Consider the following 9,323-nt stretch of genomic DNA (forward strand, 5'->3'; position numbering starts at 1 on the left):
GCCGTGGCCAGGTCGCGGGCACCGGTTCGCCCGCCGACGGCGCCCAGCTCCACCAGGACATCGATCGGACGCCCGGCGCCGACGTCCTCCAGCACCGTCTCCATGACCCGGACGCTCTGGAGGCTGTCCGACCAGCAGGCGAACTCGAAGTCCGGATGCCCGTCCAGCTCGGCGGCGAGCCAGCCGATCGCGACGGGGTCGACGAGCTCGTTGGCGAGCAGCACCCGATCGATGCCGACGGAACGCGCGAACTGCACCTGCCACGCGGTGGCGAGGGTCAGGCCCCAGGCGCCCGCGTCGATGAGCTGACGCCAGAGCAGCGGCGCCATGGTCGTCTTGCCGTGCGGGGCGATCTGCAGGCCGTTGGCCGTGAGCCAGTCGGCCATGAGCTCGACATTGTGCCGCACGGCGGACGAGTCGAGGGTGAGCAGCGGGGTCTGGAAGTCGCCGATGACGGGCTCGTCCTCGAGGAACTGCTCGGCCGTCGATCCCCAGGAGTGCGGGGGGAACGACTTGTGGCGGGGTCCGAGAAACACCGATCCCGCGGACGCTGGTTCCGCGTGAACGACCATGGTCTCCCTCGATTCGATGCTCATGATTCCACGTTAACCCGTCGCGGCTGGGAGCATTCGCCGCACGGGATCGGCGAACGGCGACCTCGATCAAACGGATGACGACGTGGCGCGCGAACGATCAGCAGGTTCCGCGAACGGCGGCGGATGTCTGGCCGTCGACGCCCGCACGGGACGAGAATGGGTGGTATACCCGTGGGCGATTGCCGACGGCGTGGCAGGGAGAGCATCGTGGCATCGAAAGCCGACAAGAAGTCCGAGAACAAGTCCGACCGCAAGGCGGCCAAGGAGAAGCTCAAGAAGGAGGCCGAGCGCGCCGCCAAGGTCTTCGCCAAGGAGAAGGCGCAGGCGAAGAAGAGTGCAGAGAAGAGCGTGGAAAAGGCCCGCAAGGCCCTGAAGAAGGAGAAAGCCAAGGCCAAGGAACTGGCCAAGGCGAACAAGGACGCGGTCACCTCGGCGGTGACCCGGACCAAGAACAAGACCACGAAGAGGGTCAAGGACGACCGGGATGCCGTGAAGGGGGCGATTCGCGCAGCGGAGAAGTCCGTGAAGACCGAGAGGGACGCCGTGACCTCCGCGGTACGAAAGGCGGAGAAGAGGGCGCGAACGGCCGCGGAGTCGGTCGTTACCGGGGTCACCGGGTCCGTTCCCCGCAGGACGGCCGCATCGCGACCGGCGGCGAGGACGACACCGGCAGCTAAGCCGGCCACCAGGATCGCATCGCGACCGGCGACGACCAGCGCGGGAACGGCATCCACCGAGCCCTCCGAGTCCTGGACGATCCTCGCTCTGCGTGCTCATGCCCGCGACAAGGGCCTCGTGGGATATTCGCGCTTGTCCAAGGCGCAGTTGCTCGCCAGGATCCGCGGAAATTAGCCGCTCGCCGGCTCCAGCCTCCTGTGCCGCACCCGTCTCGACGGCTGCGGGGCCGGGGGCAGGATGCACTCTTCCACGAGACGCCCGATCGCGACCCTGGCGGGAGACTTGACGGCCGTGTCGAGCAGCGTGCGCCCACCGAGGACCGCGGCATCGAGGCCGCTCCGATCGTCCGGCACGAGGACGGGGGACGTGATGCCGCCGAAGCGGTGCAGCGTCTGCCTCACCTGGGCGGCGGGATTCATCCCGATCGCGCTCGACCGTAGCCTGTTGACGACGACGGTCAGGCGCGGGGTCTCGACCGCCTCGACGAGGTCGACGTGCGCACGGAGGAATCGGGAGAGGCCGACGGGGTCGGCCGAGCCCACGGCGATGACGCGGTCGGCTTCCCGAAGTGCGGCAAGTGTCGCGGCATTGCGGTGCGGCGCGAAGAGGTCGCTGCTGATCTCCTCGTCGTTCTCCAGACTGAACCCGGTGTCGAGCACCGTGTAGTCGACCCAGGTGCGGCATTCCGTGATCGTCGTGGTGACCCGGTCGGCCGACAGTTCCGGCCATCGGCTCGGTCGTCCGATCCCGGTGAGCACCCAGAAGCCGCCCCGCGCGGAGAGATACCGCTGACCGATCCGTTCGAGTTCCGCCCGGTCGAGACCGCCTGTACCGGCCAACCGACAGGCCGCGGCGAAACCGGGCGCCTCGTCGAGCAGGCCGAGCGCCGGTGCGATCGACCCGCTGTAGGTGTCGACATCGGCCACCGCCACGGTGTGACCGGCAGCAGCGAGCTCCGCGGCGACGTTGATCGCGAGGGTCGTCCGGCCGGGGGCACCAGCCGGTCCCCACACGGCGAGCACCTCGCCGCGGTCGGCGCTCGGCGGCTGCGCCGCAGGCAGCCCGCCAGCCAGCACCGACTCGATCTCGTCCCAGCCCGCGGTGAGGTCCGCCAGCTCGCGCAGGCCGAGCGTCGCGGCCTGCCTGCGGCCGGCATCCGACCCGACCAGCGCGACGAGACGGACGCCCGCGGCATCCGCCTCCGCGATGAGTCGCTCGGTCAGATATCGCGGGGACGCCTCCACCACGGCGACGTCGACGGATGCCGCGACGAGCGCGAACGCGAGCTCGTCGGCACTCGCACAGCGGGCGACCAGATCGTGGCCGTGCCGTTCGAGCTCGCCGGCGAGCCGGTCCTCGACGGCGAGCGGCAGGGCGAGGGCGACGCGGCTCACGATCGATCCTTCGCCGGGATGCCGGCGGGGACGAGGGAAATGCTGGTCTCGTTCGCGATCGCCTCGAGAACCCTAGCGATGGCGGTGCGCGGCACGAGAACCTCGACGGAGTCGCCGTCCTGGGCCGCGATGCCCTCCGGCTCGACGAGCCGCACCACAGTCGCTCCCGACACGAGGACCGATGGCGGCCCGAACACCCCATCCTCCGTCTCGGAGGACGACCAGACGTCGACGATCGCGCCGGCGACGATCGAATGGGCCAGGCGTCCCCGGACGGGGACGACCACGGGGGCGACCCGCAGTCCCGTGGCGCTCCCCACCGCCGAGGCGGGCACCAGCTCGCCAGCCGAGACGGGCCGGGTCACCACGAGCCCGGCATCCGGGACCTCGCCGCTCGTCAGGTATTTCCCGTCGAGCCCGCCGAGGCGCACGTCGCGTTCCACGAGGTCGCCCTCGTGGATGCTGTCGCCCGGCGTCAGCGTGTCCCGTGCGGCGTAGGCGCGCACGCCGCTGTCCGCCGCACCGACGAGTGCGAGCACGCCGAGCACCGAGACCACGACGAGGCCGATCCCGATCGCGAAGCGCGGGTCGACCCAGAACGATCGTGGCCGGCCGGTGCTGCGCGCTGTTGCCGTGGTCGATTCCATCCGTTTCCCTCCCCGTGCTCGTCGATGCGTGGTCGTCGATGCGTGCTCGTCGATCTGCGTCCGCCGATTCCGTGCGCACGATGTCCCCGCGCATCCATGCTCACGAGAACCGACGAACGAGGGGAAAGTTATCCACACCCTCGTTTCGCGGGTACCCGTGCACAGATAATCGAGGCATGAACGACTCGAATGACCCGGGATCTCTCGGCCGCTTCCTGACCCTGGCCGACACCGCCGAAATCCTCAACGTCTCGGCGAGCCAGGCCTACGCCCTCGTCCGCTCCGGCGAGCTGCCAGCCATCAAGGTCGGCGGCCACGGCCATTGGCGCATCGAACGCGCGGTGCTCGAGTCGTACATCGAGGCCAAATACGAGGAGACCCGTCGGATGGGCCTGTGGAACCAGGCCGAATACGCGAGCCTCGCCGAGTACTCCTTCGATCACAACCGCACCACCAGGAGCTGAGCGAGGGGCACCACCCGGTACTGCGTCACCGCGGTGCGCCGCCGTGGGCTGTCGGCCTCGTGCACGGCGATGTCCAGGTGATCACGCCCGACCCGATCGATCGTGCCGTGCAGGGTGACGCCACCCGGCGTCGTTCCCGCCAGCCGCAGGTCGACCGCTCGGCGCCTGCGGCACAGATCCCGGAGAACAAAGCCGAGACCGAGCCGGCCGGACAGCCCGTGATCGGAGGCCGCGGCATCCGTCGCCTCCAGGCTGTCGGTGACCTGCTCCGGTGTGAGCAGCAGGCTCGAGATGGCGGCGACCGGGAGGAGGCACTGGGCGCGCCGGGTCGACCCGTCCAGGAGATCACCGGACATCCAGTCGCGACCGATCGTCGCCGGGTGAACCGAGAGGGTGTCGCCGTCCGCGAGCACGAGGCGGATGGATGCTCCGGGGTCCGTCTCGTGGATGGCCAGCAGACGATCGCGCAGCGAGAGTCGGCCGAGCCGAAGCCGCTCCTCTTCGGCCTGGAGGTCGAGCTCCTCCGCGTCGAGCTCCTGCTCGAGCTGACCCTCGAGATCGTCGAAGAGGTTGTCCCAGCGCATGGTGCACACTAACCGTCCCCGCGGACGAGACGGGGGCGTTATCCACAGCGGCCGATTGGGGCGTGGACAGCGGCAGTCAGTGCTGATTATGTTTCATGCCACAGACAGAGACCCCCCGTTCGGGGGAGGACGTGAGTGGGTTATGAGCGATCCAGTACGGGTGCCTCGCGGGCGTCCCACCGGCGCGGGTGAGGTCCTGCCGAGCAAGGTGATCAAGGCCAGGTTCCACTCCGACGACTTCTTCGGGCATCAACCGGTTTCTCGCTCGGCGCTGCCGGATCCCCGGCCGTTGCTCGAGAATCTCACCCGCTGCGTGGTCGAGATCCTTGCCGGCGCCCGCGACCTGGAACAGATCGCGCGCTGGGTCAGTGACGACGTCTACAACAACCTCCTGAAACGGGTGGCGATCTCTGCCAGGGCGCGCCAGGCGCGGGGACGGCCCGTCACCCGGCCGACGTTCTCCATCGGATCGACCTCCGTGTTCGAACCGAGGGACGGCGTCGTCGAGGCCGTCGTCATCGTGCGGGGCAGGGCCCGCACCCGCGCCGTCGCCCTCCGCCTGGAGGGTCTCGACAGCCGCTGGCGTGCCACCGCGATCAACGTGCTGTGAAGCTTCACAGAGGCAGAAGATGTCTCGGCTGACTCATGAGCAGGAACGAGTCGAAGAACGGGAGAACGCAGCACAGGGCAACCAAACCCTCAGCACGATCGCGCGCAATCGCTGCCGGAGCGGCTCTCATCCTGGCCGCTGGCGGCCCGGTCGTGTCTGGTTTCGCCTCAGCCGCCGGTTCGTTTTGGGCATTCTTACTCTTCGGTGGGATGGCCATGGTTCTCGCGGCCGTCACGATCCAGATCGTCCAGGCTTATCGTGATGACCACCTCGCGAAGGACCTCGAAGACGAACGTTCGCAACTCAATCGACGGATACGAGACGCGGTGAAGCCAATTCCCGAGCTGATCGCCCAACTGCCAGCATTGAGCTACCCGGATCGCGCGCTCCGGGTGCAAGGAATTGCGCAAGCCTGTGCCACCGCGCTCTACATGCTGATCGCACCGCATGCAGAGAACATCCGGACTGCCGTCTTTGCCCTTGAAGAGAATCCGGATCGGATGACGTGGTTAGCCCATGTGGGAAGAGGACGAACCCCATGCCCGTTCACGCCGGGCACCGTTCGTGGTGATGCGGCATTTGAATTCATCACCGCGCTCCAACCAGCTTTCTATCCAGATCTCACCACACAACAGCCCGCCGGTTACGACGAATCACCGAGCGACTACAGGACTTTCATCTCCATCCCGCTCTGGACCGATGAGTCCGTCTACGGAATGGTCACCGTTGACGCACCGGACCCCGGCGCTCTCACGGTTGGGGATCAATACGTTGCCGAGCTCATCGCAGAGCTCATGGCCGCTGCGTTCGAAATCGCCAACAACGGCTCTTTATCAACACCCCTTCCGTGATTCTGACCGCGACCCGTAAACTGGGCACATGGTACAAGGCAGGGTGACCAAGACGCCGACCGGTTATGGCGTGATCAAGGTCGCTGCCCGTAAACAGGTGGCCATATCGAAGGTCGCCACAGTGGCGGTTGTGCAGAACGTGAACGTGGTTGGTCGTTCCCGTGGTGCGACGGCAGCCGTCTCCGGCCGATAACTACTTCAGCAGCAGATCCGGTCGCACAACCTCATTGCGGATGATTCGAGCGAGCTCTTCGGGCTCCGGGTTGTATCCGCTGGAACGACGGATCTCCTTACGCACCGCGTCCAGCACGGAGTCGGTCAATAGCACGTCGGCCAGCGAAGTCGGCGCCGTGGCCGCCTTTCGCTTCCATAGATCGTCGATCAGACCCCGCTTGAACCCGTCACGATGCAGGAAAAGAAAGCTATCGACCTTCTTGCCAATGGGTTCGTCCCCCAGGATGTCGACCTCAAGAGCCAGATGCGTGGCAACCTGCTGACCCGTTTTCGCGTAGACGTGATAGGCCTGCCAGGTCTGCCCGTTGGTCAACATGATCCACTCGAGGCCTTCTTTGACCGCATAGGTCTCCACCTGCCGAAGGTGCCGAACGTTGAGCTTTTGGGCGGCACGTTTCACCTCGATGAATGCCGCGAGCTGCTTTTCGATACGCACCCCATAGTCCGCAAACTCGCCACGCACGGCGAACTCCGTCGTCAGATCCTCGAACTTGTCATAGCCCAAGCCCGAACAGAGAAAATCGGTCACCAGGAGTCGCGTGTCTCCCTCGTTGGCATCGCGCGAGACGATGTCCTGTAGCGGTTTGGCGAACTTCCGAATCGCACCCTTGATGGACTCGCGCGCATCCTGTTCCCAACGAGGCACAGACGATTTCTTGGTGGCCTCCGGAGCAGTGTTCGCTATGGTGGCCGTCGTTCCATCGTCTTGACTCATGAGGCCGATATTACTGATGATTCATCGGGCCCAATGACGTGACATGCCCCTGAGGCGAAAGCGGTCAGCCTTCGGTCACGCGCCCCTGGACCGCGCTCCGCGCACCACCATGACCGCGATCAGCAGGAGCGCGGCGAGGACGGCGACGGCGAGGCCGGACCACATCCAGGCCGATGCCACGGCGGAGGAGGCCCCTCGCGCACCGCCAAGCGTTCCGCCGTATTCGGCGGCCAGCCGCGCCTGATGCGCCTGCGAATTCGCCACGAGCGCGACGATTCCGCCGATCACCACGCCGATGCCGCCCACGAGGAACAGGACGGTCTCCGATCGGGTACGTTTCCTGCCGGTACCCGTGGACACGGCATCCGGCCGAGCCGGGTCGTTGACGTCGTTGCTCATGATGACTTAGAGCCTAGCGAGGCCGGGTGCGTCACACGGCCTCGGCGGCCGCGACGACCGGACCGCAGCCGGGCCATCACCTCTCCGACCGATCCCGCAGCCGCTGACTGCGCTCGCGCACGACCGATCCCTTCACCGGCGCTTGTCGGTCTGGCTCATCGATCGGCGGGAGGGAGGATCCCGAACGATCGGATGCGTGACCGCCGCGCCGTCTCACCCTGCTGGGGCCAGGGAGCGGCACGGGGAGGGGCTCGAGCCCCTCGACCAGGGCGACACCCTGCAGCGACTGACGCACGATCTCGAGGTGATTGTTGCGATCCCGGTTGGATGGCCACCAGCGTTCGGCGACGAGCACGTCCCTGTCGAGCCGCAGATACCAGCTATGGCTGACATCGTCGTCCGATCGTTGCAGCACGAGCACCGTCTGGAGCGCGGGGATGCGTTCGACGACGTCGCTGGCGTCCTCCAGCGCGGCAGTGTAAGTGTCGAACCATTGTGCGCTCACCGCGATGCTGTGGTCGTCCCAGGAGAGAAGCCTCCACACGACGGGAGCGTCGACCGAGCGCCGCTTGCCCCGTGCCGAGCGACCGTCGCGGGGCGGAAGGATTCCGCGGCGCACGTCGATCTCGGCGGTGAGGATGCTTTTTGTGCTCGAGGACAGCTGCCGCAGCAGCTGGTCGTCGGCACCGGCGAAGGAGTTGAACACGATCCGTCCGGGGGGAACGATCGGAGTCGAGCGATCAGTCATCGGGGTCCTCCGACGACCGCGGGCTCGGGCTCGTGGAGGGGCCGCCAGGTGTGGGGGACGGCGACGGAGAAGCCCATCTCGACTCCATGAGGGTCACCACGGTGCCGAGCGGGTGCACGCTCCCCTGCCCGGGCGCGACATCCACGACGATTCCCGGTGCGACGTCGCTTCGTGCCACCGTCACGATCTGGGGGCTGAACCCCGCCGCGGTGAGCGCGGCCGCGGCCGCCTCCGCCGCCTGCCCGATCAGGCCCGCCGGCACCGCTTGATTTCCGCTGGCGACGACGAGGGCGACCGCGCTGCCGGCCGGCGCCCGCTCGCCGAAGGCGGGTGTGCTGCCCAGAACCACGCCGGCGGCGCTCACCCCGTTGCGGTATCTGATCGCTCCGGCCGCCAGGCCGCTCTTCGTCAACGCGTCCTGCGCGGCGGAGATCGACAGGCCGATCAGCTGGGGCACCGTACCGAGATCCGGCCCGGACGACACCAGCAGGGTGACGGCCGAGTCGGTCGGCAGCTGGGACCCGGCCGCCGGATCGGTGGCGGCGACGAGGCCCGCGGCGACCCGGGCATCCGGCTGGCTGCGCTGACCGCCCACCGTGAGGCCGGCCTTGGCGAGCAGATCGCTCGCGGCGGCGACATCCTTGCCCGCGACCGCGGGGATCGTCACCGGTGGCGACGCTGTCCGGCCGACGGTCGCGGCCGGGAGCCAGACCGCGCCGATGACAAGCACAATCAGGCCCGCGAGCACGGCCACGAGGGTGGCTCCCGGATGCTTGCGCTTCGTGCGCTGGACCGGTAGCGGCGCCGACCGGGGTCTGATCCGGATCTCCTCGGTGACGTTCTGAGACGTGGCATCCGGAATCGCGGGCACGGTGAGCGTGTCGGTCGGCGCATCCGGTCGGCGATCGAGGGTCCGGGCCACACGAATCCAGCGGAGCTGCTCCTGAACCACGAGGAAGGAGTGCTGACGTTCGACGGGGTTCTTCTTCATCGCCGTGGTGGCGATCGCTCGCAGCTCGCTGGCGACATCGATGTCGACGCCGGCGGTGGCGCCGCCCGGGCCGTCAGACGTGCCCGGATCGTCCCGACCGTCCAGGGGCGACTCGGGGATGCGCAGCAGCAGAGCGGCCAGAACGCAGCCGAAGCCGAAGATGTCGCTGCGGCGTGTGGGGGCACCGGCCTTCTTCTGCTCGGGCGAGGGGTATTCGAGGCTGCGGGTGAATCGCTGCCACATCGCGGCGGTCAGCTCCGGGTCCGTGGGAACGAGGAGCTCGGCCGGCTGCGGGCCGAAGTCGACGACCTTGACGACGGGGCGGAGCGGATCCGAACCGGTGAGCCTGACGGTGGCCGGCCCGAGGTTGCCGTGGACGGTTCCGGTGGCATGGGTGTACTGCATCGTCGCG

Annotated in this window: 12 protein-coding genes and 1 pseudogene; 5 read left to right on the forward strand and 8 right to left on the reverse strand. The window is 67.8% G+C overall.

Annotation, left to right across the window (positions count from 1 at the left end; genetic code table 11):
* Positions 1-596: pseudogene (locus VGC18_RS05930) on the reverse strand (amino acid aldolase); the annotation flags it as partial.
* Between the two features lie 207 nt (positions 597-803).
* Between VGC18_RS05930 and VGC18_RS05935 the strand changes: the two are divergent.
* Positions 804-1,448 (forward strand): hypothetical protein, encoded by a 645-nt coding sequence (locus VGC18_RS05935; RefSeq protein WP_331095238.1) that lies wholly within the window; start codon positions 804-806, stop codon positions 1,446-1,448.
* Here the strand turns inward: VGC18_RS05935 and VGC18_RS05940 are convergent.
* Both VGC18_RS05940 and VGC18_RS05945 read right to left on the reverse strand, forming a co-directional pair.
* Positions 1,445-2,668, reverse strand: coding sequence for a regulator (locus tag VGC18_RS05940; RefSeq protein WP_331095240.1), 1,224 nt, complete (start codon positions 2,666-2,668; stop codon positions 1,445-1,447). The genes VGC18_RS05935 and VGC18_RS05940 overlap by 4 nt on opposite strands.
* Positions 2,665-3,315 (reverse strand): SAF domain-containing protein, encoded by a 651-nt coding sequence (locus VGC18_RS05945; protein ID WP_331095243.1) that lies wholly within the window; start codon positions 3,313-3,315, stop codon positions 2,665-2,667. Before VGC18_RS05945 ends, VGC18_RS05940 begins: the two co-directional genes overlap by 4 nt.
* 176 nt (positions 3,316-3,491) lie before the next feature.
* Between VGC18_RS05945 and VGC18_RS05950 the strand changes: the two genes are divergently transcribed.
* Positions 3,492-3,779, forward strand: a complete 288-nt coding sequence (locus VGC18_RS05950) for a helix-turn-helix domain-containing protein (protein ID WP_331095245.1) — start codon at positions 3,492-3,494, stop codon at positions 3,777-3,779.
* On the opposite strand, the gene VGC18_RS05955 is transcribed toward VGC18_RS05950, so the two are convergent.
* Entirely contained in the window at positions 3,755-4,363 is a 609-nt protein-coding gene (locus tag VGC18_RS05955; RefSeq protein WP_331095247.1) for a hypothetical protein, read from the reverse strand. The two genes, VGC18_RS05950 and VGC18_RS05955, sit on opposite strands and share 25 nt — an antisense overlap.
* A 142-nt stretch (positions 4,364-4,505) precedes the next feature.
* Here VGC18_RS05955 and VGC18_RS05960 point away from each other — a divergent pair, with 142 nt between their 5' ends.
* The 3 genes from VGC18_RS05960 to VGC18_RS05970 all read left to right on the forward strand — a co-directional run bounded on the left by VGC18_RS05960 (position 4,506) and on the right by VGC18_RS05970 (position 6,017).
* On the forward strand, positions 4,506-4,973 hold the full coding sequence (locus VGC18_RS05960; protein ID WP_331095249.1) for an Rv3235 family protein: 468 nt from the start codon (positions 4,506-4,508) through the stop codon (positions 4,971-4,973).
* Positions 4,974-5,182: 209 nt separating this feature from the next.
* Positions 5,183-5,824 (forward strand): GAF domain-containing protein, encoded by a 642-nt coding sequence (locus tag VGC18_RS05965; RefSeq protein WP_331095251.1) that lies wholly within the window; start codon positions 5,183-5,185, stop codon positions 5,822-5,824.
* A 28-nt stretch (positions 5,825-5,852) separates the two neighbouring features.
* Positions 5,853-6,017: a hypothetical protein gene (locus VGC18_RS05970; RefSeq protein WP_331095253.1), complete on the forward strand. Its 165-nt coding sequence runs from the start codon at positions 5,853-5,855 to the stop codon at positions 6,015-6,017.
* Here VGC18_RS05970 and VGC18_RS05975 read toward each other — a convergent pair whose 3' ends face one another.
* The 4 genes from VGC18_RS05975 to VGC18_RS05990 all read right to left on the reverse strand — a co-directional run.
* The gene (locus tag VGC18_RS05975) at positions 6,018-6,773 is read right to left on the reverse strand and encodes a hypothetical protein (RefSeq protein ID WP_331095255.1); all 756 of its coding nucleotides are present in this window, start codon (positions 6,771-6,773) and stop codon (positions 6,018-6,020) included. It lies immediately after the preceding gene.
* Between the two features lie 75 nt (positions 6,774-6,848).
* Positions 6,849-7,172, reverse strand: coding sequence for a hypothetical protein (locus VGC18_RS05980; protein ID WP_331095257.1), 324 nt, complete (start codon positions 7,170-7,172; stop codon positions 6,849-6,851).
* Positions 7,173-7,248: 76 nt separating this feature from the next.
* On the reverse strand, positions 7,249-7,920 hold the full coding sequence (locus VGC18_RS05985) for a hypothetical protein (RefSeq protein ID WP_331095259.1): 672 nt from the start codon (positions 7,918-7,920) through the stop codon (positions 7,249-7,251).
* The coding region (locus VGC18_RS05990; protein WP_331095261.1) for a PASTA domain-containing protein at positions 7,913-9,323 on the reverse strand (1,411 nt) is incomplete at its 5' end. The genes VGC18_RS05985 and VGC18_RS05990, both read right to left, overlap by 8 nt.

It is taken from the genome of Lacisediminihabitans sp., assembly GCF_036404185.1.
GTDB lineage: Bacteria > Actinomycetota > Actinomycetes > Actinomycetales > Microbacteriaceae > Lacisediminihabitans.